We start from the raw sequence: 22,825 nt of genomic DNA, 5'->3' as shown, positions 1-22,825 counted from the left end.
GCACGCCATGCGGACCGGATCGGCGCTACCCTGCGAGGATGATCCGGCTTTCCTTCCTGCTGTTGCTGCTGCCGCTATGCGTGCTGTCGAGCGTCGCCCACGCACAGTCCACGCGCCTGAACCGCTGCACCGATGCGCAGGGCCAGAGCGTGTATACCGACCGGCCCTGCGACAGCGTGGGTGCACGGTCACGGCTGCCGCCGCCCTCCCCCACCGGCAATACCGCAGCGCGCGACACGCTGGGTGCACGTTGCCCGCGCCGGCTGAGCGAGCTCGTGGACGCATTGCGCAACGGCATCCTCAGCAACGACGTCAATCGGCTGTCTTCACTGTACCTGTGGGGCTCGGTGTCCGACGCGGGCGCGCAGCGCATTCTCGGCCAACTGGAATCGTTGGCGCGGCGGCCGCTGGTGGACGTGGTGCCGGTGTATCCGTGGCAGGACCAGGTCGCAGAGCCGGAGGAGGGTCAGAGCCCTGCTGCGCAGGGGTCCGACCCTGAGCCGCCGGCCGTGCGCCATCCGGTCGGCCTGCGCCTGGAGCAGACGTTGCCGGGCAGCGTGGCGCGCGCCTCGACGGTGCTGGGATTGCGGCGGCAGTACGGGTGTTTCTGGATCACGCTGTGATCGGGAGGGGTCAGAGCCCTGCTGCGCAGGGATCTGACCCCGCATGCCGGCTCACTCCGGCCACAGCCCGCGAATGGCGGCAATGCCTTGCCCGCCATGGCGACGCGCTTCGGCGATGTGACCGCGACCCACGCCGCCCAGCGCATAGATCGGCAGTGACACCTGCGCGCGCAGCTCGGCGAAGGCATCCCAGCCCAGCGGTACCGCGTCCGGATGGCTGGCCGTGGCCTGCACCGGGCCCAGCACGGCGAAGTCGCAGCCCAGCTGCTGTGCGGCCTGCAGCTGCTGCAGGTCGTGGCAGGATGCGGCCACCAGCTGGCCTTCGGGAAGTGGACGCTGCGACAGTTCCTGCAACTGCTCGCTGCCCAGGTGTACGCCCACGCCCAACGCACGCGCCAGTTCGATATCGCGATTGAGCAGCCACTGCACCCCACTGCGACGATGCGCGCGCACGGCCTGTTCGACCATCGCCTGCCGCTGCGGATGCGCCGTCGGCAACCGCAGCTGGATGCGCTGCTGGCCCGCGGCCACCACGCGCTGCAGCTGTTCATGCCAATGCTGCACGCCGCCCTCATCATCGGCCGGCGCCGGGGTGATCAGGTAGCTGTCGGGCTGGCGCAGGGCAGCCACCACCGGCAGGTCGGCCGGTGGCATTGAATAGCGGCCCAGCTTGTCCGGCGCCACCCAGGTGATTGCCTGGCCCTCCCGCCCACGCGGTGTCCCCTTCCAGCTGCGCACGTGGCGCACCTCCAGGGTCAGGTGCTTGTCCGGATAGCGCTGCGGCACATCCATCAGCCACTCGCCGACATCGGCCTCGATGCCCAGTTCCTCGCGCAGCTCGCGCACCAGCGCCTGTTCGGAGGTCTCGCCGGATTCGCGTTTGCCGCCGGGAAACTCCCACAGGCCGGCCATGTCGCGGTTCTCGGTACGGCGGTTGAGCAGCACGCGGCCACGGGCGTCGGTGATGACGGCGGCCACGACATGGATCGATCGGGTGGGGGAAGGCATGGGGGGAAGCATGCCCAGAACAGGGCGGCCGGCGCAATCACGGATCCGCTGCAACTCCCCTGCCACAAACGAAAAGCCCCGCTTTCGCGGGGCTCTTCGGCATCAGCTCAGCTGGCCGTGGCAGTGCTTGTACTTCTTGCCACTGCCGCACGGGCACGGATCGTTGCGGCCGATCTTCGGCTCGTCGCGCTGCATCTGCGCCACGCCCTGCTGGGCAGCCTGCACCTGCGCGGCTTCCTCGTCGGCGCTGTAACCGCCCACGTCCTGGTGCTGGAACTGCGACTGGCTCAGGCGGGCTTCGGCCTGCTGGCGTTCGGCCGCTTCCAGCGCCTGCACTTCCTCGTCGCTGCGGATGCGCACGCGCGACAGCAGGGTCACCACTTCGCGCTTGACGTTTTCCAGCATGTCCGAGAACAGCTCGAAGGCTTCCTTCTTGTATTCCTGCTTGGGCTGCTTCTGCGCGTAACCACGCAGGTAGATGCCCTGGCGCAGGTAATCCATGCGCGCCAGGTGCTCCTTCCAGCTCTGGTCCAGCACGGTCAGCATCACGTGCTTCTCCAGCGCGCGCATGGTTTCTTCGCCCACGCCGGCTTCCTTCTCGGCGAAGTGCTGGTTGACGCGTTCCTGCACCTTGGCGGCAATCGCCTCGGCGTCCAGCTCCTCGTGTTCCTTGACCAGGTCGGTCAGCGACATCTGCAGGCCGAAGTCCGACTCCAGGGTCGCTTCCAGGCCACGCAGGTCCCACTGCTCGTCGATCGAGTTCGGCGGCACGAAGCGGGCCACCACGTCGAAGATCACATCGTCGCGGATGCCGTCGACGTTGTCCTTCACCGACTCGGCGTCCAGCAGTTCGTCGCGCTGGGCGTAGATCACCTTGCGCTGGTCGTTGTTGACGTCGTCGAAGTCCAGCAGGTTCTTGCGGATGTCGAAGTTGTGGGCCTCGACCTTGCGCTGCGCCTTCTCGATCTGGCGGCTGACCAGGCGGTCTTCGATGACGTCGTCTTCCTTCATGCCCATCATGCGCATGGCCTTCTGCACCCAGTCGGAGGCGAAGATGCGCATCAGATTGTCTTCCAGCGACAGGTAGAAGCGGGACGAACCCGGGTCACCCTGGCGGCCCGAACGGCCACGCAACTGGTTGTCGATACGGCGCGACTCATGGCGCTCGGTGCCGACGATGTGCAGGCCGCCCGCCGCCTTCACTGCCTCGTGGCGCTTCTGCCAGTCGGCCTTGACTGCGGCCTTCTGCTCGTCGGTCGCGTCCTCGCCCAGCGCGTGGAGCTCTGCTTCCAGCGAACCGCCCAGCACGATGTCGGTACCACGGCCGGCCATGTTGGTGGCGATGGTCACCGCGCCCGGACGGCCGGCGTTGGCGACGATGGTCGCTTCGCGGTCGTGCTGCTTGGCATTGAGCACTTCGTGCTTCACACCGGCCTTGCTCAGGTGCTCGGACAGCATTTCCGAAGTTTCAATCGAGGTGGTACCGACCAGCACCGGCTGGCCGCGCTTGGCGCACTCTTCGATGTCGGCCAGCACCGCATTGAACTTGCCCTTGCGGTTGAGGAACACCTGGTCCGGGCTGTCCTTGCGGATGGTCGGGCGGTTGGTCGGGATCACCACCACTTCCAGGCCGTAGATGCTCTGGAACTCGAAGGCTTCGGTATCGGCCGTGCCGGTCATGCCGGACAGCTTCTTGTACATGCGGAACAGGTTCTGGAAGGTGATGCTCGCCAGCGTCTGGTTCTCGCGCTGGACCGGCACGCCTTCCTTCGCTTCCACCGCCTGGTGCAGGCCATCGGACCAGCGGCGGCCGGCCAGGGTACGGCCGGTGAACTCGTCGACGATGACCACTTCGCCGTCGCGCACGATGTAGTCAACGTCACGCTGGTAGATCGCGTGCGCGCGCAGGGCGGCGTTGAGATGGTGGACCACGGTCAGGTTCTGCGCCGCGTACAGGCCTTCGGTTTCGCCGTTGAGGATGCCGGCTTCCACCAGCAGCTGCTCGGCGTGCTCCATGCCCGCTTCGGACAGGTGCACCTGCTTGCCCTTCTCGTCGACCCAGAAGTCGCCCTCGCCGTCTTCCGCTTCCTGCTTGACCAGGTGCGGCACGACGCGGTTGACACGGATGTACAGCTCCGGGGAATCGTCGGCCGGGCCGGAGATGATCAGCGGGGTACGCGCTTCGTCGATCAGGATGGAGTCGACTTCGTCGACGATGGCGTAGTGCAGGCCGCGCTGGTAGCGGTCGGCCTTGGACAGCGCCATGTTGTCGCGCAGGTAGTCGAAGCCGAATTCGTTGTTGGTGCCGTAGGTGATGTCGGCGGCGTAGGCTTCGCGCTTGTCGCTGTGCGGCATGCCCGGGTAGACCACGCCCACGCTCAGGCCCAGCCAGTTGTACAGCTTGCCCATCTGCGCGGCGTCGCGGCGGGCCAGGTAGTCGTTCACGGTGACCACGTGCACGCCCTTGCCTTCCAGCGCGTTGAGGTACACCGGCAGGGTCGCCACCAGGGTCTTGCCTTCACCGGTGCGCATTTCTGCGATCTTGCCCAGGTGAAGCACCATGCCGCCGATCAGCTGCACGTCGTAGTGGCGCATGCCCAGCACGCGGCGGCCGGCTTCGCGGCAGACCGCGAAGGCTTCCGGCAGCACCTTGTCCAGGGCTTCACCGTCAGCGATGCGCTGCTTGAACTCCGGCGTCTTGGCCTGAAGCTGCTCGTCGGAAAGCTTCTCGATCTCCGGCTCCAGCGCATTGATCTTGGCGACGATGCGGTTGAGCTGGCGCAGCTGTCGTTCGTTACGACTGCCAAATACGCGGGTAAGCAGGCTGTTGATCATTGAAGGAACCGGGTTGGATGGACACGACGCCCGGCCTCCCCCTTGGGATCCGTCCGCCGCAAACGAAACAGGGCGCCTGGCGCCCTGTCGATGGCAACACCCATTGTAGCTTGGGACGGGCGGCTGAGGTTTCAACCCCGAGGGGTAGTGCCGGCCGCTGGCCGGTGACCCGCGATGCTGCCGAAGATCATGAGGTTGCCGGCCAGCGGCCGGCACTACCAGATCAACCGCATCGGGTCAGAGCCCTCCCGCGGCGCGGAAGGGATCCGACCCGGGCATCAGCCGCGGCTGATGCGGCCGACCGGCGTGTTGCCGCCGTCGCCGAGGAACTTGCGCGGGTTGACCACGTTGCCGTTCTCCCACACCTCGAAGTGCACGTGGGCGCCGGTCGAACGGCCGGTGGAACCGGCCTTGGCCACTTCCTGCCCGGCACGGACCAGGTCACCGGCCTTCACCACCAGGCGCGAATTGTGCGCGTAGCGGGTGACGTAGCCATTACCGTGGTCGACATCGACCACGTTGCCGTAGCCGCCCTTCACGCCGGCGAAGCTGACCACGCCTTCGGCCACGGCCATCACCGGGTCGCCGACCTTGGCGTGGAAGTCCATGCCCTTGTGGGTGGCGGCACCGCGGCCGAACGGGTCGGCACGGGTGCCGAAGCCGGAGGTCACGTAGCTGTTGCGGATCGGCATGCGCGACGGCACGGCGTTCTGCTGCAGCTGGTGGTCGAACATCAGCGATTCCATCACCGACAACTGGCGGCCTGAAGCAGCGAAACGCTGCTCCAGCACCTGTAAGTCGGCGTTGACGTCCTTGACCGGGATGTCGCTGGTCGGGCCGCCGGCATCGCCGTCACCGAGGCCAGGGGTCTCGTTGAAGTCGAACTCGCCGTCTTCCAGCTTGCCCATCTGGGTCAGCCGTTCGCCAAGGGCGTTCAGGCGGGTAGCCTGCGCCTGCAGCTCGCCGAGGCGTGCCGCCAGCGCGTTGACCTGGGTCTGCGCATCGCGCTTGACCTTGGCCAGTTCCGCATCCTGGCGCTCGACCTTGGCCTGCAGCCGGGAATCATTCAGCGCGCTGGCGCCAATGCCGCCAGCAAGGCCGATAATGCAGCCTACCCCGAGCACGCTGCCCAGCAGGGCGCGGGGGCGGTCCTCGAAATAGAACCGCAAACGCGCGATCGGCGACGACTTGGCCTGTCCTTCACGCGTTTTGATTACGATCTTTTTGAATGCCATCAGTGAGTTTTCATGTCTGAGCCGAAATCCAGCGTTCGCCCCGCGTCAGTGCCGAAGCCGGCGCTGGATGCGGTGATGGCGGACAAAAGCGGGAACCCGCTGCGGCGTGCCTTGTGGCTCGACGCGCTGGACCGTCAGTTGCGCCCCCAGTTGCCGCCACCTCTGCGCAGCCGTTGCCGGCTGGCCAATGTGGACGGGGAACACCTCGTTTTTCTCGTCGAGTCCCCGGTCTGGCATGCCAAGTTGCGGCTTGCCGAAGCCCAGTTGCTCGACGCGGCCCGTTCCATCGGGCTGAAGGCCACCAGGGTGACCATCAAGACTGCGTCTCCCACTCCCACGCGCTCCCCAGCGCTCGACAACCGGAATGGACCCCACGCAGTTTCAGCCGCCACGCACAAAGGGCTACGCGACGCCTTGGCTTGCCTGCAGGACGTTCCTTCGAAGCCGAAGAAGCGGTCCTGACGACAACGGAGCATCCGGCTCCGCTCCCCGTCGCGCGTGTCACCACGGCGTGAAACATTTCGGGGGCCGGGTCGCATCCTAGCTGCCATCCGGGGGCCTGTCGTTAGATTGTTGTTAAAACTGCGTTAAATTCAGGCTTCCGATCCAACAGGTTCACAAAACCGTGACCTCGAACCGGCCTTGACGCGTGTCAAGCATGCTGAATGCGCCGGACACGCATGAAACGACAACGCCGCCCTGGAAGGCGGCGTTTTTGTCTTTTAATTCAACAACCTACATAAATCAGGCGTAGGCCGGAGTGGCATATTCGACCGGATCCGGCGTCGCCGGCGAGTCGAAACTGACCCATTCCCAAGCAGTGGCGTCGGCCATCAGCGCCCGCACCAGCTTGTTGTTGAGGGCGTGACCGGACTTGAAGCCTTCGTAGGCACCCAGCACTTGGCCACCGGCCAGGTAGAGGTCGCCGATCGCATCGAGGATCTTGTGGCGCACGAATTCGTCGGCATAGCGCAGGCCGTCTTCATTGAGCACGCGGAACTCGTCCAGCACGATGGCGTTGTCCATCGAACCGCCCAGGCCCAGGTTGCGCTCGCGCATGTATTCCAGGTCGCGCATGAAGCCGAAGGTGCGCGCGCGGGAGATTTCCTTGGTATAGGCCAGCGTCGAGAACTCGATTTCCTGGCGCGACTGCTTGGCCGGAATCATCGGGTGGTCGAACTGGATGGTGAAGCCCAGCTTGTAGCCCTCGTACGGGCTGAAGCGGGCCACCTTGTCGCCTTCGGTCACTTCCACGGTCTTCAGCACGCGGATGAAGCGCTTGGGCGCATCCTGTTCCACGATGCCCGCCGACTGCAGCAGGAACACGAACGGGCCGGCCGAACCGTCCATGATCGGCAGCTCGGCCGAGGACAGTTCGACAATGATGTTGTCCACGCCCAGGCCGGCCAGCGCCGACATCAGGTGTTCGACGGTCTGGATCTTGGCGTCGTTGCAGGTCAGGCCGGTGCACAGCGTCACTTCGGTGACCAGCTCGGCCTTGGCCGGCACTTCCACCACCGGGTCCAGGTCCACGCGGCGGAACACGATGCCATGGTTGACCGGTGCCGGGCGCAGGGTCATGTAGACCTTGTCACCGCTGTGCAGGCCAACGCCGGTGGCGCGGATCGTGTTCTTGAGGGTGCGTTGCTGGATCATGGGGGATGGACCGGAAGTGACACATTAGATTAACACGCACGGTCCCCTACCCCGGCTGAAAGGCAGGCAGGACACACCGGCGCGCCAATGGGACGCACATGAAGCAGGGCGGCCGGGCCCATCCTGGCCCGGCGCCCGCGTTTTCAGGACATGGTGGCGCAACCCGGGGAGGACAACCCTGGGCCGGCCCGCTCAGTCCGCCTGGCGGCGCAGGAACGCCGGGATGTCCAGGTAATCGTTCGGCAGTTCTGCCGCGGCCGGGGCCGAAGAGGACGGCGCCGACGGGGCCGAAGCCGCCGCGGTATCGCTGCTGGCGCGACGCAGGCCCAGGCCCATGCCGCCGACGGCCTTGGACACGGCGTCGCCGCCGTTGTCGAAGTCGCCGAACTCCGGCTGGCCGGTGGTGGCGTTGCGGACCAGCTTGATCGGCGCGCGCTCGCCCGGACGCTGGGCCTTGCTGGCCGACACGCGGTTCAGGCCGGTGGCAACCACGGTCACGCGCACTTCGTCCTGCATGTCCGGGTCGAGCACGGTGCCGACCACCACGGTGGCGTCTTCCGAAGCGAAGCCGTCGATGGTGCGGCCGATCTCGTCGAACTCGGCCATGGTGAAGTCCGCACCGGCGGTGATGTTGACCAGGATGCCGTTGGCACCGGCCAGGTTCACGTCGTCCAGCAGCGGGTTCTGGATGGCCGATTCGGCAGCGGCCTGGGCGCGGTCATCGCCACGGGCGGTGCCGGTACCCATCATCGCCAGGCCCATTTCGGACATGACGGTGCGCACGTCGGCGAAGTCGACGTTGATCAGGCCCGGACGCACGATCAGGTCGGCGATGCCCTGCACGGCGCCCTGCAGCACGTCGTTGGCGGCGCGGAATGCCTGGATCATGGTCGCATTGCGGCCCAGCACGGTGATCAGCTTCTCGTTCGGGATGGTGATCAGCGAGTCGCAGTGCTGGCTCAGTTCCTCGATGCCCTTCAGCGCCACCTGCATGCGGCGACGGCCTTCGAACGGGAACGGCTTGGTGACCACGGCCACGGTCAGGATGCCCATCTCCTTGGCCAGCTGCGCCACCACCGGTGCAGCGCCGGTACCGGTGCCGCCGCCCATGCCGGCGGTGATGAACACCATGTCCGCGCCCTGCAGGGCGTCCATGATGCGCTCACGGTCTTCCAGCGCGGCCTGGCGGCCGACTTCCGGGTTCGCGCCTGCGCCCAGGCCCTTGGTCACGTTGGTACCCAGCTGCAGCTGCAGCTTGGCACCGCAATTCTTGATGGCCTGCGAGTCGGTGTTGGCGGTGATGAATTCCACGCCGTCCACCGCCGAGTTGACCATGTGCGCCACGGCATTGCCGCCGCCGCCGCCCACGCCAACCACCTTGATCACCGCATTGGGTGCCATCTTTTCGATCAGTTCAAAATGCGCCATGTCCGTGTCCTCGTTGTATCCGCTTGTCGGTGGCATGGACGGTCGGGCCTCCTGCCTTCGCGTGTCATGTTGCCGTTGCGGCTGTGTGGGTTGTGTATTGCGTTGCTGCGTTGTGATGCGGGTACTGCAGGTGCTGCGCCGGGTGACCCCGGTGTTACGGGTTCCGCGTCAGAACTCGCCGCGGAACCAGGTCTTGAGTTTCTTGAACATGCTTCCGGCGCGCCCGGTCGGCAGCGACGGCCGCCGCGGGTGCTCGATCTGGCTGCCCATCAGCAGCAGGCCCACGCCGGTGGCATGCACCGGGTTGCCCACCACTTCGCCCAGGCCGGTAACGTGCTGCGGGATGCCCACGCGCACCGGCATCTGCAGCATTTCCTCGGCCAGCTCGACCACGCCTTCCATCTTCGAGGCACCACCGGTCAGCACCATGCCGGCGCGCACCAGTTCCTCGAAGCCGGACCGGCGCAGTTCGGCCTGCACCATCTCGAAGATTTCCTCGTAACGGCCCTGCACCGCCTGCGCCAGCGAATGGCGCGGCATGCGGCGCGGCGGACGGTCGCCCACCGACGGCACCTGGATGCTTTCCTCGGCGGTGGCCAGCTGGGCCAGGGCGCAGGCGTAGCGCACCTTGATCTGCTCGGCTTCCGGGGTGGGCGTGCGCAGCATGTGCGCGATGTCATTGGTGACGTGGTCGCCGGCGATCGGCAGCGAAGCCGTGTGGCAGATCGCGCCCTGCACGAACACCGCGATGTCGGTGGTGCCGGCGCCCATGTCGACCAGCACCACGCCCAGCTCGCGTTCGTCGGCGGTCAGCACCGCAACGCTGGAGGCCAGCGAGGACAGCACCAGGTCGTCCACCTGCAGGCCGCAGCGCTGCACGCACTTGCTGATGTTGGCCGCGGCCGACTGTGCGCACACCACCAGGTGCGCATGCACCTCCAGGCGCACGCCGGTCATGCCGACCGGATTGCGGATGCCTTCCTGCGAATCGTCCAGCACGTACTCGCGCGGGATCGCGTGCAGGATCTTCTGGTCGGCCGGAATCGCCACCGCCTTGGCCGCATCGAGCACGCGATCCAGGTCGCCCCAGGTCACTTCCCCGTCGCGGATCGGCACGATGCCCGGCGAGTTCTTGCACTGCACGTGGTTGCCGGAGATCGAGGCGTACACCGAGCGGATCTCGCAGCCGGCCATCAGCTCGGCTTCTTCCACCGCGCGCTGGATCGACTGCACGGTCGATTCGATGTCCACCACCACGCCGCGCTTCAAACCGCGCGACTCGTGCGAGCCGATGCCGATCACTTCGATCGGGTTGCCCGGCGAATACTCGCCCACCAGCGCCACCACCTTGGAGGTGCCGATGTCCAGGCCAACGATCAGCGATTTGTCACCCTTGCGATTCATGTCCTTTCCTGCGTGCTTCTGGCCGGGGTCGCCGGCGTTTTCGCCGGCGTGGCCGGGGTACCCCAGCTCAGCGTGAAACCATTGGTGTAACGGAGGTCGGCGCGCTCGATCGGCGCGTCCTGACGGTTGAGCTGCGGCAGTACCTTGACGAAGCGCTGCATGCGCGAGCGCGCGTCGTCGCGGCCGACCACCACTTCGGTGCCGTTGCTCAGCACCAGCGACCAGCTGCCGCGTGCATCCATCGTCACCCGGCGCACATCGACGCCGGCCGGTGCGAACAATGCACGCGAGTCGCTGTACAGCTTCATCACTTCTTCGGTCTGGCTGTCCGGGCCATCCAGTTCGGGCAGCGCAAGGTCGGCCAGCTTCTTCGGCGTGGGGAACAGCTTTCCCTGCTCGGAAACCAGGCGGTCGTTGCCCCAGCGCGCGAACGGCTTGTGCTCGACCAGGGTTACTTCCAGCACATCCGGCCACTGCTTGCGTACCCGTGCGCTTTCCACCCACGGCAACTTTTCCAGTGCGTCCTGGGCATCCTGCAGCTTGACCGCGAAGAACCCGGCGCGCGCATACGGCAGCAGCACCTGCTGCAGCTGTTCGGCCGGTACCCGCTTGAACTCGCCATGCACGCGCAGCTTCGCCAGCGGCCAGCGCTCGGCGCCGACCCAGCCATTGACCACGGCCACCACCGGCAGTGCAACCACCGACAGCGCCAACAGCCAGACGAAGATGCGCAGCACCGCGTTCATGCGTGCGAGGCCTCCAGGGTCTGTTCCAGCACGCGCCACACCAGCTCTTCGAAGCTGATGCCGGCCTGGCCTGCGGCCTTGGGCACCAGCGAATGGCTGGTCATGCCCGGCGCGGTATTCACTTCCAGCAGGAAGAAGCGGCCGCTGCTGCGGTCGCGCATCACGTCCACGCGGCCCCAGCCACGGCAGCCAGCAGCGCGGAACGCGGCCAGCGCGATGCGGCGGATTTCCTCTTCGTCGCCACCGTCCAGGCCCGGGCACAGGTACTGGGTGTCCTCGGCGATGTACTTGGCGTTGTAGTCGTACCACTGGCCCTTGGGCACGATGCGGATCGACGGCAGCGCGACGTCGCCGAGAATGGCCACGGTCAGTTCGTCGCCGACCACCATCTGCTCCATCAGCAGCTGGCCGTCGTAGCGCGCAGCCAGGGCCACGGCCTCATCCAGGCCGGCGTCGTCGGTGACCCGGCTGATACCCACGCTGGAGCCTTCGTTGGCCGGCTTCACCACCACCGGCAGGCCCAGCTCGGCCGCCAGTGCATGCACGTTCGATGCGTCGACCTTGCGGTATTGCGGGGTCGGCAGGCCCAGCGACAACCACACCTGCTTGGTACGGATCTTGTCCATGCTCAGCGCAGAGCCCAGCACGTCCGAGCCGGTGTACGGCACGCCGAAGGCGTCCATCAGGCCCTGCACGATGCCGTCCTCACCACCACCGTTGTGGCCGTGCAGGATGTTGAACACACGGTCGATGCCGCCGGCAGCCAGCGCCTTGGCCAGCGCCGGAATGCCATCCACCGCGAACGCATCGACACCGCGCGACTGCAGTGCTTCCAGTACGTTGCGGCCGGAATCCAGCGACACCTCGCGTTCGCTGGAAGTGCCACCGAGCAGCACGGCGACGCGGCCGAATACAGCCGGGTCGGTCACGCGCAGCGGCGGGAAGGTCAGCGCGCTCACGCCTCGCCCTCCCCCTTGAAGCCTTCCACCGCGATGTGGGTAGCCACGGCGCCGATGTCGCCCGCCCCCATCATCAGCAGCAGGTCACCGTCCTGCAGCACGTCCGGCAGCACGCTGGCCAGCTCGGCGGCCTTGCCAACCACCACCGGTTCGCTGCGGCCGCGCGCGCGGATGGCGCGGGCCAGCGCATGCGAGTCGGCACCGGCAATCGGTTCCTCGCCAGCCGGGTAGACCTCGCTCAGCACCAGCGCATCGACGCTGGACAGCACTGCGGCGAACTTGTCGAACTGGTCGCGGGTTCGGCTGTAGCGGTGCGGCTGGAAGGCCACCACCAGGCGCTTGTCGGCCCAGCCACCACGGGCGGCGGCGAACACGGCTTCCAGCTCGCTCGGGTGATGACCGTAGTCATCGATGATGCGCACCTTGGCGCCACTGGCGGTGGTCACTTCGCCCAGATCGTTGAAGCGACGGCCGACACCGGCGAAGCCTTCCAGCGCACGCGCGATGGCGTCCGGGGCCACGCCCAGCTGCCAGCCCACTGCGGCGGCGGCCAGTGCGTTGAGTACGTTGTGCCTGCCCGGCAGTGCCAGTACCACTTCCTGGCTGGTGCCCTGCGGCAGGCGCAGGGTGAAGCGCATGCGCGACCCTTCCTGCACCACGTTCTCGGCGCGCACGTCGGCCTGCGGGCTCATGCCGTAGCTCATCACGTGGCGCGGGGTCCTGGCGGCCAGCGCAGCCACTTCCGGGTCGTCGATGCACAGCACCGCCAGGCCATAGAACGGCAGGCGCTGCAGGAACTCGGCAAACGCCGCCTGCACGCGGGCAAAGTCGTTGCCGTAGTTCTCCAGATGATCGGCATCGATGTTGGTGATGATCGACATCAACGGATTCAGGCGCAGGAAGCTGCCATCGCTTTCGTCGGCCTCGGCCACCAGCCACTGGCCACCACCCAGCTTGGCGTTGGCGCCGGCGGCCAGCAGCTGGCCACCAATCACGAACGTCGGGTCCAGGCCGCCTTCGCTCAATACCGCAGCGGTGAGGCTGGTGGTGGTGGTCTTGCCATGCGTACCGGCCACGGCGATGCCGCGACGGAAGCGCATCAGCTCGGCCAGCATGGCCGCACGCGGCATGATCGGAATGCGCTGGCTGCGCGCTTCCATCAGTTCCGGGTTGTCTTCGCGGATGGCGCTGGAGACCACCACGCAGTCGGTGCCCAGCACGTTGGCCGCCGAGTGGCCGCGCATGATGCGCGCACCCAGGCTGGCCAGGCGGCGGGTCGCCACGTTGTCGGCGTTGTCCGAGCCGGACACTTCATAGCCCAGCGTCAGCATCACTTCGGCGATACCGCTCATGCCGGTGCCGCCGATGCCGACGAAATGCACGCGCGGGAACGCGCGCACCAGGTCGTTGGTGTCGTGCAGGCGGCGGATCATGCGCGGCCTCGCGCAGGGCAGGCGCGGTGGCATGCCTTCTTCATACAGCTTCCTCGAGAATGATATCGGCGATGCGCTCGGCGGCATCGACCTTGGCCAGGGCACGCGCGGCTTGCGCCATCTGCATGCGGCGGGCGGGATTTTCGGACAGATCGCGCAGCAGTGCGGCAATGCCGTCGGCCAGCGTTCCGTCCTGCTTAAGCAAAACCGCCGCGCCGCGCTCGACCAGGTACTCCGCATTGCGGGTCTGGTGATCGTCGACGGCAGCGGGGAATGGCACCAGCACACTGCCGACACCGACCGCGCAAAGCTCGGCCAGGGTCGAAGCGCCTGCGCGGCACACCACCAGGTCGGCCCAGGCAAAGGCTTCGGCCATGTCGGCGATGAACGGCGTGATTTCAGCCTGCACGCCGGCCTTGGCATAGGCCTCGACCGCTTCGGCATGCATCTTCTCGCCACTCTGGTGGCGCACCTGCACCGGAACCCCGGCACCGAGCGCGGCGATCGCCTGCGGCACGCCGGTATTGAGCGCGCGTGCACCCTGGCTGCCGCCCACCACCAGCACGCGCAGCGGACCCTGACGGTCGGCGAAGCGCTGTTCCGGCGGTGCGATGGCGGCGATCTCCGCACGCACCGGGTTGCCAACGAACTCCTCGCCCTTGGCGAAGGTGCCCGGGAAGCCGGTCAGCAGACGGCGTGCATAGCGCGACAGGATGCGATTGGTCAGGCCCGGTGCGCGGTTCTGCTCATGCACGATCAGCGGCAGGCCATGCAGGCGCGTGGCCATGCCGCCGGGACCGGAGGCGAATCCACCGAAGGCCACCACCGCACGCGGCTGGCGCTTGCGGATGATCATGCCGGCCGCGCGCAGCGCGCGCATCAGCCGCCACGGCGCGCCCAGCAGGGCCAGCTTGCCCTTGCCGCGCAGGCCGGTGATGGCCAGCGTGTCGATCGGAATATCGTGCTGCGGCACCAGACGGGTTTCCATCGCACCGTCGGCGCCCATCCAGGTGACCGGCACGCCGCGCGCGCGCAGCACGCGGGCCACGGCCAGGCCGGGGAAGATGTGACCGCCGGTACCACCGGCCAGGATCATCACCGGGCGCACGTTGTCGGTGGCTGTGCTCATGACAGCCTCCCGAAGGTCGGTTCGATGCGCGACTGCAGGCGGCTGGTGCCACGCGCAGCGTTCGCTGCAGCGGCAGCCACCGGCTCGGCGCTCATCGGTACGCTGGCGGCCACCGGCGCGGCCGGCTCGTCGCTCGGCTCGGCAGCGGCGTCTTCGCTGCCGCCGATGCGCACGGCCTGGCGGCGCTCGGCGCGCTTGAGTTCATAGGACACGCGCAGCAGCAGGCCCATCGCCACGCAGGTCATCAGCACCGACGAGCCGCCGGAAGAGATCAGCGGCAGGGTCAGGCCCTTGGTCGGCAGGATGCCCAGGTTCACGCCGATCGAGACGAAGGTCTGCATGCTGATCCACAGGCCGATGCCGAAGGCGATGTAGCCGGAGAAGTGCCGCTTCATTTCCACGCAGCGCATGCCCAGCCAGAAGGTCCGGCCAACCAGCAGCGCGTACAGCGCCACGATCACGCAGGTGCCCAGGAAGCCGAATTCCTCGGCGGTAACCGAGAAGATGAAGTCGGTATGCGCTTCGGGCAGGTAGTACAGCTTCTGCACCGAGTTGCCCAGGCCAACCCCGGTCCATTCACCACGGCCCACGGCCATCAGCGCGTTCGACAGCTGGTAGCCGTCACCCTGCTGGTCGGCCCACGGGTCCAGGAAGGAAGTAATGCGGCGCATGCGGTACGGCTCGATGATCGCCAGCGCGCTCATGCCGACCAGGCCGATGATCACCGGCATCGACATGCGCGGCATGTTCACCCCGCCCAGCACCAGCATGCCGGCGGTGATCGCCAGCAGCAGGGTCGACGAACCGAAGTCCGGCTGCAGCAGCAACAGCACCACCAGGGCACCGGCCACGCCCAGCGGCTTGAGCATTGCCGGCCAGGTCGCATTGACCTCGTCGCGGAAACGCACCAGGTAGCTCGACAGCCAGACGATGTAGAGCACTTTCACCGCTTCGACCGTCTGGAACTTGGAGATGCCCAGGTTGATCCAGCGGCGTGCGCCGTTGACCGTGCTGCCCAGGCCCGGTGCGAACACCGCCAGCAGCAGCACGAAGCAGCCCAGCAGCAGCATCTGGTTGTACTGCTCGATGGACTTCAGCTCGGTGCGGGCGGCGATGACCGCCAGCACGATACCTACCGCCAGGAAGATCAGGTGGCGGTTGAGGTAGTAGAACGGGCTGCTCATCAAGGCGATCGAGCTGGACGCCACCATCACCACGCCCACGCCGGTGAGCGCGATGATCGCGCCCAGCAGCCACTTGTCGTAGCTGCCTTCGATGGCTTCAAGGCGTGTTGCCTGGCGGGACAAGTCGTTCATCTCAGCGCACCTTCAACGTGGCCAGGCCGATCAGCACGAGCACGACGGAGATGATCCAGAAGCGCACGATCACGCGCGGCTCGGGCCAGCCCTTCAGTTCGAAATGGTGGTGGATCGGCGCCATGCGGAACACGCGCTTGCCGGTCAGCTTGAACGAGGCCACCTGGATCATCACCGACAGTGTTTCGATGACGAATACGCCGCCCATGATCACCAGCACCAGTTCCTGGCGGGTGATCACCGCGATCGTGCCCAGCACCGCGCCCAGCGCCAGCGCGCCGATGTCGCCCATGAAGACCATGGCCGGATAGGTGTTGAACCACAGGAAGCCGAGGCCCGCACCGGCGATGGCCGCACAGATGATGACCAGCTCGCCGGCGCCCGGAATCTGCGGAATCTGCAGGTAGTTGGCGAATACCACGTTGCCCGAGGCATACGCGAACACGCCCAGCGCGCAGGCCACCAGCACGGTCGGCATGATCGCCAGGCCATCCAGGCCGTCGGTCAGGTTCACCGCGTTGGAGAAGCCGACGATCCAGAAGTAGGCGATGGCCACGAAGCCGATGCCGGCCAGCGGCAACGCCACCGACTTGAACATCGGGATGTAGAAGGTCAGCGCCGCCGGCACGTCGGCCGTGTAGAACAGGAACAGGCCAGCAGCCAGGCCGAAGATCGACTGCAGCAGGTATTTCCAGCGCGACTTCAGGCCGTTCGGGTCGCGGCGGACGATCTTGATCCAGTCGTCATACCAGCCGATGGCGCCGAAGCACAGCATCACCGCCAGCACCAGCCACACGTAGCGGTTGCGCAGGTCGGCCCACATCAGCACCGACAGGGTGATGGTGAGCAGGATCAGCGAACCGCCCATGGTCGGCGTACCGGCCTTGGAGAAATGGGTCTGCGGACCGTCCTTGCGGATCGGCTGGCCGCCCTTGAACTGGGCAAGCTTGCGGATCATCGCCGGGCCAAGCCACAGCGACAGGAACAGGGCCGTCAGCGCGGCAAGGATGGCGCGGAACGTCTGGTAGTTGAACAGCCCGAACAGGCTCTCCAACTGCTGCAACCATCGAGCCAGTTCATACAACATGCGGGGATTCCTCTCCTTGCGCCAGCAGCGCTTTGACGATCAGGTCCATGGCACTGCCACGGGAACCCTTGACCAGGCAGCGCACACCAGCGTGCAACTCGTCCTGCAGCGCCTGCGACAGCGCACCATGGGTAGCGAAATGGCGTCCGCCTTCACCGAAGGCGGACGCAGCGGCGGCACTGAGCGGACCCAGTGCATACAGCCGCTTCAGGCCGGCGGCGCGTGCACGGATGCCGGCCTGCGCATGCAGCGCCTCGCCGTCCGGACCCAGCTCGCGCATGTCGCCCAGCACCAGCCAGCCCTCTTCCGGCGCGGCGGCCAGGGCGTCGATGGCCGCAGCCAGCGAACCGGGGTTGGCGTTGTAGCTGTCGTCCACCAGCACCGCGCCATTGCGTAGCTGATGGGCAATCTGGCGGCCCGGCACCGGCTGCGCTTCGGCCAGGCCGGTCGCGATCAGCGCCAGGTCGACACCGGCGGCCAGCGCCAGGCTGGCGGCGGCCAGCGCATTGCTGACGTTGTGGCGACCGGGCAGGCCGAGCACCACGCGGGCTTCGCCGCTCGGTGCGACCAGGGTGAACTGGCTGCCCTGCGCGCCGGCGCGGATGTCGCGCGCGGTCACCTCGGCGGTATGTTCCAGGCCGTAGCGCAGCACGCGGCAACGCGGCGGGGTGCCGACGAAATGCTGTTCGAACCAGCGGCCGTAGGCATCGTCCACATTGATCACCGCCACGCCATCGGCCGGCAGCGCGGCATAGATCGCGCCCTTGGTCACCGCCACGCCGAGCAGGCTGCCCATGCGTTCCAGGTGCGCCGGGGCAATGTTGTTGACCAGCGCATAGCGCGGGCGGGCGATGTCGGTCAGGTAGGCGATATCGCCCGGCTTGCCGGCGCCCATCTCGTAGACGGCGTAGTCGGCATCTTCCGGCGCATCGATCACCGCCAGCGGCAGGCCGATCTCGTTGTTGCGGTTGCCCGGGTTGGCGTAGACCACCTTGTGGGCGTGCTGTGCCACCTGCTGCAGGATCGACAGCAGCAGGCTCTTCACGCTGGTCTTGCCGTTGCTGCCGGTGATCGCGAACACCTCGGTGCCGCGGTCGCGCTGCATGCCGGTGGCGATCTTCGCCAGTGCCAGTTCGCTGTCGGCCACCAGCACCTGTGGCAGTTCGATCGGCAGCAGGCGCTCGACCAGCACCGCACTGGCACCGCGCGCCTGCGCGTCAGTCGCGAAGTCATGGCCGTCGAAACGCTCGCCGCGCAGCGCCACATACAGGCTGCCCGGGCCGAGGCTGCGGGTGTCATTGCTGACCGCATCGATGGCCACGTCGTCGCCGTGGATCTCGCCGCCGGCCCAGTGTGCGATCAGCGAAAGCAGGGTGCGCTTCATGCGGTGCCCTCCCCGGCCTGCGCCTCTAGTACACCGGCCTTGGCCGCCAGTGCAGCGGCGGCCACTTCGGTGTCGTCGAAATCATGGCGCACGCCATTCACTTCCTGGTACGGCTCGTGGCCCTTGCCAGCGATCAGGATGATGTCACCGGCACCGGCACGCTTCACCGCCAGGCCGATCGCACGCGCGCGGCTGCGCTGCACCGTCACGGCGGAGGCATCGGTGAAGCCGGCCAGGATGTCGGCCACGATCACGTCGCCATCCTCGCCACGCGGGTTGTCGTCGGTGACGATGACCTGGTTGGCCAGACGCTCGGCAATGGCCGCCATCTGCGGGCGCTTGCCGGTATCACGCTCGCCGCCGCAGCCGAACACGCAGAACAGCGTGCCCTGCAGGTGGCCATGCAGGCTGTCCAGCGCCTGTTCCAGCGCGTCCGGGGTGTGTGCGTAGTCGACCACCACGGTCGGCAGGCCGTCTTCGCCGCCCAGGCGGTTCATGCGGCCACGGATCGGCTGCAGCGCCGACAGTACTTCGGCGATGCGCGGCAGCGGCTGGCCCTGCGCATGCAGGGTACCGGCCACCGCCAGCAGGTTGTCCACGTTGAAGCGGCCCAGCAGCGGCGACTGCACCGCCGCGCGCTGGCCGTCGATGACCAGTTCGAAGGCAATGCCACGGCCATCCAGCTGCAGCGCCTCGGCGCGCACGCTGGCGTCGGTGGCACCGCGCGAGCTCAGGCCGATCGGTTGTACGCCCGCCGGCAGGCCGGCGAACAGCTGGCGGCCGAACGCGTCGTCCAGATTGATCACCGCGGCCTTCAGGCCCGGACGGTGGAACAGCCGCGCCTTGGCCGCGCCGTAGCTGGCCATGTCGCCGTGGTAGTCCAGATGGTCGCGGGTGAGATTGGTGAACACCGCCACGTCGTAGTGCACGGCATCCACGCGACCCTGGTCCAGCGCATGCGAGCTGACTTCCATCGCCACCGCGCGCGCACCGGCGTCGCGCAGCTGCGCCAGCAGCGCATGCATCTGCAGCACCAGCGGCGTGGTGAAGCCGGTCGGCTCGACCGCGCCATAAAGTCCGGCACCCAGCGTGCCGATACTGCCACTGGGCGTACCGAGCAGGTGCCAGGCCTGGGCCAGCAGCTGCACGGTGGAGGTCTTGCCGTTGGTGCCGGTGACACCGACCATCGCCATCGCCCGCGACGGCGCGCCATGGAACTGGTCGGCCATCGCACCCATGCGTGCGCGCAGGCCCGGCACGGCGATCGCATCGGCCGGTGCCGGCAGTTCGGCAGGCGCCGGCGGTTCAAACAGGATGGCGCTGGCACCGGCGGCGCGGGCCTGCTCGACAAAGCCCAGGCCATGCGCGCCGAAACCGGCGATGGCGACGAAGGCATTGCCGGGACGCACGGCGCGGCTGTCCAGCACCAGGCCGGTCAGAACGGGGTCGTGCCCTGCAAGGGCAACATCCGGAAGCAACTGCGAAAGCAACATCGAAGGACTCATTGCGTGCCTCCCGTAGTGGGCGGCGTCTGGGCGTGCGCGCTCGGCAGCGCAGCATCGAATTCAGCGGCGGCATCCACTGGCAGCGCGGTCTCGGCCGGCGGCGCAGGCAGGATCGAGGCCGAGTGGCCAACCTTGCCGGACTGCTGTGCGGCCAGCCACGACTGCAGGTCGTCCAGTGGCACGTCCATCAGGCGCAGGGTGCCTTCCATCACGTTGTGGTAGACCGGCGCCGACACCAGGCCGCCGTAGAACTTGCCGGCCTGCGGATCGTTGATGACGATGACGGTGGCGAAGCGCGGGTTGGTGGCCGGTACCACGCCAGCGAACAGCGCGTTGTAATGGCCACGCTCGTAACCACCCGGGCCGGCCTTGCGCGCAGTACCGGTCTTGCCGGCCACGCGATAGCCCAGCACCGCCGCCTGCTTGGCGCCGCCCTGGGTGACCACGGTTTCCATCATCGCCACCACCTGCCTGGCGACGTTTTCGTCGATGATCTGCTGGCCTTCATTGCGCTGGCCCTTGACGAAGGTCGGCGCGATCAGACGACCGCCGTTGGCCAGTGCCGAATAGGCGGTAGCGATCTGCAGCGGCGTCACGTTCAGGCCGTAGCCGTAGGACATCGTGGTCTTGGTGGTACCCGACCAGCGCGCCGGGCGCAGCACCACGCCGCCGGATTCACCGGGGAAACCGCTGTGCGGTACCGAGCCATAACCAAAGCGGCGCACGCCGTCGTAGAACACCTGGTCCGGCATCTTCGCCGCGACCTTGGCCGCACCCACGTTCGAACTGCGGGTGATCACGCCAGTCACGTTCAGCACGCCGTTGTTGCGCGGCACGTCACGGATGGTGAAGCGGCCCAGGGTCATGTAACCCGGATTGGTATCGATGATGGTGTCCTTGGTCACCGCACCGGCCTGCAGCGCGGTAGCGATGGTCAACGGCTTCATCGTCGAACCCGGCTCGACCAGATCGGTCACCGCACGGTTGCGGCGCGCATCAGGCAGCGCGCCGGTCAGCGAATTCGGGTTGTAGGTCGGCAGGTTGACCATGGCCAGGATCTCGCCGGTGGTCACGTCCATGATCACCATCGAACCGCCCGCTGCCTTGTTGGCCACCAGCGCGTTGCGCAGTTCCTTGAACGCCAGGTACTGGATGCGGCGGTCGATGCTGAGGGTCAGGTCCTTGCCCGGCTCGGCGGCGCGCAGCAGATCGCTCTCGACGGTCTCGCCCTTGCGGTTGCGGATCACCCGCTTCGCACCAGCCTTGCCGCGCAACCATTCGTCGAACGCCAGCTCCAGGCCTTCCTGGCCGCGGTCGTCGATGTTGGTGAAGCCCAGCACGTGCGCCATCGCCTCACCCTGCGGGTAAAAGCGGCGGAACTCGCGCTGCGCGGCCACGCCCGGAATCTTCAGCGCGACCACCTTCTCTGCCTCGTCCGGATTGATCCGGCGACGCAGGTACATGAATTCCTTGTCCGACTTCTGCGACAAGCGGCTGCTCAGCTCATCCACCGACATGCCGACCGCCTGGGCCAGCTCCGGAATGCGCTCGGGCGAACGCAGCAGGTCCTGCGGATTGACCCAGATCGAGGCGACCGGGGTGGACACCGCCAGCGGCTCGCCGTTGCGGTCGGTGATCATGCCGCGCGAGGTCTTGATCGGCAGCTCGCGCAGGTAACGGGCCTCGCCCTGGCGCTGGTAGAAGTCGCTGTTGATGATCTGCACGTAGGCGGCACGACCGACCAGCGACACCGAGCACAGGCCGAGCGCCAGCGCTACCCAGCGCAGGCGCTGGCGCAGGTTGAAGGCGTTGCGCGGGCGGTTGCGGCCGGTCTTGCTCATGGCCGCACCACCACGATGTCGGCGGCCTCGGGGAACTTCATGCCGAGCTTCTCGCGGGCGATGCGATCGACACGGTTGGCTTCGGCCAGCGTGGCCTGCTCCAGCTGCAGGCGGCCGAATTCCAGATTGATGTCATCGCGCTTGCGCTCGGCGCGCGACAACTCGATGAACGTCTGCCGGTGACGGTGACGCACGAACACGACGCCGATCGCCGAGGCCACGGTGGACGCCAGCAGGATGATCAGCAGCAGCCGGCTCATGCGTCGGCCTCCCGCTTCTGGGCCACGCGCAGCACGGCGCTGCGGGCGCGCGGGTTGGCGGCCAGCTCTTCGTCGGTGGCCTTGATGGCACCGCCGATCAGGTCCAGCGTCGGCACGAACGCGACCGCCTCGGGCAGGCGGCGGTTGGCCGGCGGCGCCTTGGCCAGGCGGTTCATGTACTGCTTGACGATGCGGTCTTCCAGCGAATGGAAGCTGATCACCGCCAGGCGGCCACCGGGCTTGAGCCGCTCCACGGCCGCATCGAGCCCGGCTTCCAGATCGGCCAGCTCGCGGTTGATGTGGATGCGGATGGCCTGGAAGCTGCGCGTGGCCGGGTGGATCTTGTCTTTCCCACGCGGCATCACCGAGGCGATCAGCTCGGCCAGTTCGGCGGTGCGGGAGAAGGGCTGCTTCTCACGGCGGGCCACGATGGCACGGGCGATGCGGCGGCTCTGGCGTTCTTCGCCATAGGTCCACAGCACGTCGGCAATTTCGCGCTCTTCCACGCGGTTGATCCACTGCGCGGCGCTTTCACCGCTGTCCGGGTCCATGCGCATGTCCAGCGGGCCGTCCTTGCCGAAGCTGAAGCCACGTTCGGCCACGTCCAGCTGCGGCGACGACACGCCCAGGTCGAACAGCACGCCGTCCAGGCCTTCGGCCGTCGCATCCCACTGCAGCAGCTGGGCGAAGCTGCCACGGAAGATGGACACGCGCGGGTCCGGCGCGAAATCGCGCTCGGCAACGGCGATGGCTTCCGGATCCTTGTCCATGACCAGCAGGCGCCCCTCGGGACCGAGCTGGGTGAGCACGCCACGTGCATGACCGCCACGACCGAACGTGCCATCCAGATAACGTCCGTTTTCGATCACCCTCAGGCCTTCAAGGACCTGGGTGTACAGGACCGGCAGGTGCACCGCCGGCGACTGCGACACCGGAAGGTGACCGGTCTGCGCTTCTGGGCGCATCCGGGCACCCC

At 67.3% G+C, this 22,825-nt stretch carries 18 protein-coding genes and 1 pseudogene; 2 read left to right on the top strand and 17 right to left on the bottom strand.

Annotation, left to right across the window (positions count from 1 at the left end; translation table 11 throughout):
- The first annotated feature begins 38 nt into the window (after window positions 1-38).
- On the top strand, window positions 39-623 hold the full coding sequence (locus AC5P6X_RS17070) for a DUF4124 domain-containing protein (RefSeq protein WP_049451417.1): 585 nt from the start codon (window positions 39-41) through the stop codon (window positions 621-623).
- Between the two features lie 51 nt (window positions 624-674).
- On the opposite strand, the gene AC5P6X_RS17065 is transcribed toward AC5P6X_RS17070, so the two are convergent.
- The 3 genes from AC5P6X_RS17065 to AC5P6X_RS17055 form a co-directional block, all read right to left on the bottom strand.
- Window positions 675-1,631 carry a Nudix family hydrolase gene (locus tag AC5P6X_RS17065; RefSeq protein ID WP_049451416.1) on the bottom strand — a complete coding sequence of 319 codons (957 nt, stop codon included), beginning with the start codon at window positions 1,629-1,631 and terminating at the stop codon, window positions 675-677.
- Window positions 1,632-1,733: 102 nt separating this feature from the next.
- Window positions 1,734-4,466, bottom strand: coding sequence for a preprotein translocase subunit SecA (gene secA, locus AC5P6X_RS17060; protein ID WP_005408088.1), 2,733 nt, complete (start codon window positions 4,464-4,466; stop codon window positions 1,734-1,736).
- 278 nt (window positions 4,467-4,744) lie between these two features.
- Window positions 4,745-5,701, bottom strand: a complete 957-nt coding sequence (locus AC5P6X_RS17055) for a M23 family metallopeptidase (RefSeq protein WP_005408087.1) — start codon at window positions 5,699-5,701, stop codon at window positions 4,745-4,747.
- A 12-nt stretch (window positions 5,702-5,713) separates the two neighbouring features.
- On the opposite strand from AC5P6X_RS17055, the gene AC5P6X_RS17050 reads away from it, so the two are divergent.
- The gene (locus AC5P6X_RS17050) at window positions 5,714-6,163 is read left to right on the top strand and encodes a DciA family protein (protein ID WP_005408086.1); all 450 of its coding nucleotides are present in this window, start codon (window positions 5,714-5,716) and stop codon (window positions 6,161-6,163) included.
- 282 nt (window positions 6,164-6,445) lie between these two features.
- On the opposite strand, the gene lpxC is transcribed toward AC5P6X_RS17050, so the two are convergent.
- From lpxC to rsmH, 14 genes and pseudogenes are all read right to left on the bottom strand, one after another.
- The gene (lpxC, locus tag AC5P6X_RS17045) at window positions 6,446-7,357 is read right to left on the bottom strand and encodes a UDP-3-O-acyl-N-acetylglucosamine deacetylase (protein WP_005408085.1); all 912 of its coding nucleotides are present in this window, start codon (window positions 7,355-7,357) and stop codon (window positions 6,446-6,448) included.
- Window positions 7,358-7,549: 192 nt separating this feature from the next.
- Window positions 7,550-8,785 carry a cell division protein FtsZ gene (gene ftsZ, locus AC5P6X_RS17040; RefSeq protein ID WP_005408084.1) on the bottom strand — a complete coding sequence of 412 codons (1,236 nt, stop codon included), beginning with the start codon at window positions 8,783-8,785 and terminating at the stop codon, window positions 7,550-7,552.
- A gap of 168 nt (window positions 8,786-8,953) precedes the next feature.
- Complete coding sequence (ftsA, locus tag AC5P6X_RS17035) at window positions 8,954-10,189, bottom strand: cell division protein FtsA (RefSeq protein WP_005408083.1); 1,236 nt, start codon at window positions 10,187-10,189, stop codon at window positions 8,954-8,956.
- Window positions 10,190-10,257: 68 nt separating this feature from the next.
- Window positions 10,258-10,935, bottom strand: a pseudogene (locus tag AC5P6X_RS17030) (cell division protein FtsQ/DivIB); the annotation flags it as partial.
- On the bottom strand, window positions 10,932-11,894 hold the full coding sequence (locus AC5P6X_RS17025) for a D-alanine--D-alanine ligase (RefSeq protein WP_049402364.1): 963 nt from the start codon (window positions 11,892-11,894) through the stop codon (window positions 10,932-10,934). The pseudogene AC5P6X_RS17030 and the gene AC5P6X_RS17025, both read right to left, overlap by 4 nt.
- Window positions 11,891-13,327 carry a UDP-N-acetylmuramate--L-alanine ligase gene (murC, locus tag AC5P6X_RS17020; RefSeq protein ID WP_005408080.1) on the bottom strand — a complete coding sequence of 479 codons (1,437 nt, stop codon included), beginning with the start codon at window positions 13,325-13,327 and terminating at the stop codon, window positions 11,891-11,893. The genes AC5P6X_RS17025 and murC overlap by 4 nt, the downstream gene beginning before the upstream one ends.
- Before the next feature lie 40 nt (window positions 13,328-13,367).
- Window positions 13,368-14,456: an undecaprenyldiphospho-muramoylpentapeptide beta-N-acetylglucosaminyltransferase gene (gene murG / locus AC5P6X_RS17015; protein WP_099605837.1), complete on the bottom strand. Its 1,089-nt coding sequence runs from the start codon at window positions 14,454-14,456 to the stop codon at window positions 13,368-13,370.
- On the bottom strand, window positions 14,453-15,772 hold the full coding sequence (gene ftsW / locus AC5P6X_RS17010; RefSeq protein ID WP_005412246.1) for a putative lipid II flippase FtsW: 1,320 nt from the start codon (window positions 15,770-15,772) through the stop codon (window positions 14,453-14,455). The genes murG and ftsW overlap by 4 nt, the downstream gene beginning before the upstream one ends.
- A 1-nt stretch (window position 15,773) precedes the next feature.
- The gene (mraY, locus tag AC5P6X_RS17005; RefSeq protein WP_004154219.1) at window positions 15,774-16,859 is read right to left on the bottom strand and encodes a phospho-N-acetylmuramoyl-pentapeptide-transferase; all 1,086 of its coding nucleotides are present in this window, start codon (window positions 16,857-16,859) and stop codon (window positions 15,774-15,776) included.
- Window positions 16,849-18,243, bottom strand: a complete 1,395-nt coding sequence (locus AC5P6X_RS17000; RefSeq protein WP_049451414.1) for a UDP-N-acetylmuramoyl-tripeptide--D-alanyl-D-alanine ligase — start codon at window positions 18,241-18,243, stop codon at window positions 16,849-16,851. Before AC5P6X_RS17000 ends, mraY begins: the two co-directional genes overlap by 11 nt.
- Window positions 18,240-19,748: a UDP-N-acetylmuramoyl-L-alanyl-D-glutamate--2,6-diaminopimelate ligase gene (locus AC5P6X_RS16995; RefSeq protein WP_049451413.1), complete on the bottom strand. Its 1,509-nt coding sequence runs from the start codon at window positions 19,746-19,748 to the stop codon at window positions 18,240-18,242. Before AC5P6X_RS16995 ends, AC5P6X_RS17000 begins: the two co-directional genes overlap by 4 nt.
- A complete protein-coding gene (locus AC5P6X_RS16990; RefSeq protein WP_049451412.1) occupies window positions 19,745-21,589 on the bottom strand; it encodes a peptidoglycan D,D-transpeptidase FtsI family protein in 1,845 nt (614 codons plus the stop codon). Before AC5P6X_RS16990 ends, AC5P6X_RS16995 begins: the two co-directional genes overlap by 4 nt.
- Window positions 21,586-21,849: a cell division protein FtsL gene (gene ftsL / locus AC5P6X_RS16985; protein WP_005412242.1), complete on the bottom strand. Its 264-nt coding sequence runs from the start codon at window positions 21,847-21,849 to the stop codon at window positions 21,586-21,588. The genes AC5P6X_RS16990 and ftsL overlap by 4 nt, the downstream gene beginning before the upstream one ends.
- Window positions 21,846-22,814, bottom strand: a complete 969-nt coding sequence (gene rsmH / locus AC5P6X_RS16980) for a 16S rRNA (cytosine(1402)-N(4))-methyltransferase RsmH (RefSeq protein ID WP_012479154.1) — start codon at window positions 22,812-22,814, stop codon at window positions 21,846-21,848. The genes ftsL and rsmH overlap by 4 nt, the downstream gene beginning before the upstream one ends.
- Between the last annotated feature and the right edge of the window lie 11 nt (window positions 22,815-22,825).

The sequence above is a fragment of the Stenotrophomonas sp. YJH_SMC_40 genome (genome assembly GCF_059368615.1).
Note: the sequence above shows the minus strand (reverse complement) of the source record. Positions and strands in the feature narration are given on the sequence as shown.

Excerpts from the sequence above, each read along its gene's own strand:
- AC5P6X_RS16995 (WP_049451413.1), bottom strand. The coding sequence starts at position 19,748 with ATGAGTCCTTCGATGTTGCTTTCGCAGTTGCTTCCGGATGTTGCCCTT.
- murC (WP_005408080.1), bottom strand. The coding sequence starts at position 13,327 with ATGATCCGCCGCCTGCACGACACCAACGACCTGGTGCGCGCGTTCCCG.
- AC5P6X_RS17055 (WP_005408087.1), bottom strand. The coding sequence starts at position 5,701 with ATGGCATTCAAAAAGATCGTAATCAAAACGCGTGAAGGACAGGCCAAG.
- ftsW (WP_005412246.1), bottom strand. The coding sequence starts at position 15,772 with ATGAACGACTTGTCCCGCCAGGCAACACGCCTTGAAGCCATCGAAGGC.
- ftsZ (WP_005408084.1), bottom strand. The coding sequence starts at position 8,785 with ATGGCGCATTTTGAACTGATCGAAAAGATGGCACCCAATGCGGTGATC.
- ftsL (WP_005412242.1), bottom strand. The coding sequence starts at position 21,849 with ATGAGCCGGCTGCTGCTGATCATCCTGCTGGCGTCCACCGTGGCCTCG.
- ftsA (WP_005408083.1), bottom strand. The coding sequence starts at position 10,189 with ATGAATCGCAAGGGTGACAAATCGCTGATCGTTGGCCTGGACATCGGC.
- AC5P6X_RS17000 (WP_049451414.1), bottom strand. The coding sequence starts at position 18,243 with ATGAAGCGCACCCTGCTTTCGCTGATCGCACACTGGGCCGGCGGCGAG.
- AC5P6X_RS17065 (WP_049451416.1), bottom strand. The coding sequence starts at position 1,631 with ATGCCTTCCCCCACCCGATCGATCCATGTCGTGGCCGCCGTCATCACC.
- secA (WP_005408088.1), bottom strand. The coding sequence starts at position 4,466 with ATGATCAACAGCCTGCTTACCCGCGTATTTGGCAGTCGTAACGAACGA.
- AC5P6X_RS16990 (WP_049451412.1), bottom strand. The coding sequence starts at position 21,589 with ATGAGCAAGACCGGCCGCAACCGCCCGCGCAACGCCTTCAACCTGCGC.
- AC5P6X_RS17070 (WP_049451417.1), top strand. The coding sequence starts at position 39 with ATGATCCGGCTTTCCTTCCTGCTGTTGCTGCTGCCGCTATGCGTGCTG.
- rsmH (WP_012479154.1), bottom strand. The coding sequence starts at position 22,814 with ATGCGCCCAGAAGCGCAGACCGGTCACCTTCCGGTGTCGCAGTCGCCG.
- mraY (WP_004154219.1), bottom strand. The coding sequence starts at position 16,859 with ATGTTGTATGAACTGGCTCGATGGTTGCAGCAGTTGGAGAGCCTGTTC.
- AC5P6X_RS17050 (WP_005408086.1), top strand. The coding sequence starts at position 5,714 with ATGTCTGAGCCGAAATCCAGCGTTCGCCCCGCGTCAGTGCCGAAGCCG.
- murG (WP_099605837.1), bottom strand. The coding sequence starts at position 14,456 with ATGAGCACAGCCACCGACAACGTGCGCCCGGTGATGATCCTGGCCGGT.
- lpxC (WP_005408085.1), bottom strand. The coding sequence starts at position 7,357 with ATGATCCAGCAACGCACCCTCAAGAACACGATCCGCGCCACCGGCGTT.